Source organism: Geminicoccus flavidas, assembly GCF_009806515.1.
In the GTDB taxonomy this organism is placed as follows: Bacteria; Pseudomonadota; Alphaproteobacteria; order Geminicoccales; family Geminicoccaceae; genus Geminicoccus; species Geminicoccus flavidus.
In genome coordinates this window covers 1-724 of the sequence record NZ_WUJP01000421.1, presented here as the reverse complement: position 1 = coordinate 724, position 724 = coordinate 1, and the positions used below count along the sequence as shown (strand labels likewise).

At 64.9% G+C, this 724-nt stretch carries 1 protein-coding gene; it reads left to right on the top strand.

Going from position 1 to position 724, the window contains the following annotated elements; all coding sequences use genetic code 11:
• A partial coding sequence (locus EQG76_RS11850) for an enolase C-terminal domain-like protein (protein WP_321573452.1) occupies positions 1-724 on the top strand: 724 nt, incomplete at both ends.

Sequence of the window (724 nt, the reverse complement as noted above, 5' to 3'; positions counted from 1 at the left end):
CTGGAACGAGGGGGGTGAGCAGGTGGCGCCCGACAAGTTCCGGATGACCCAGCACTTTTTGGAGGTGCATACGGATGATGGCGTGATCGGCACGGCCGGGCCGATCTGGCCGGATGCCGCCTGGCTGGCAATCACCCAGCTCCAGCCGATGATCGTTGGCCGCGACCCGCTGGCGATCGAACTCCTGTTCGACCAGATGCACCGCCGCCTGGTCCATGGCCGCCAGGGAGCGGCGATGATCGCGGTCTCCGCAGTCGAGTGCGCGCTGTGGGACCTGAAGGGCAAAACGTTCGGCCAGCCGGTCTGGCGGATCCTGGGCGGCCCCACAAGGGAAGAGGTGCCGGCCTATTGCTCGATGCTGGGCTATGCCGTGCTCGACCTGGGCCTGGTCCGCGAGCGGGCCATCGAGTTCAAGGAGAAGGGCTTCCAGGCCCAGAAATGGTTCTTCCGCCATGGCCCCATGAGCGGCCACGAGGGCATGAAGGCCAATGTCGCCCTGGTCCGCACGCTGCGCGAGACCTTGGGCGATGACTACGACATCATGCTCGACTGCTGGCAGAGCATGAATCTCGACTATGCCGTCGACCTCTGCTCCCGGATCGAGGAGTACCGGCCGCGCTGGATCGAGGAATGTTTCATGCCGGACCGGATCGACAGCCATGTGAAGCTGAAGGCCAAGACCAGGATCCCGCTTTCCGGTGCCGAGCACGAGTACACGCGCTGG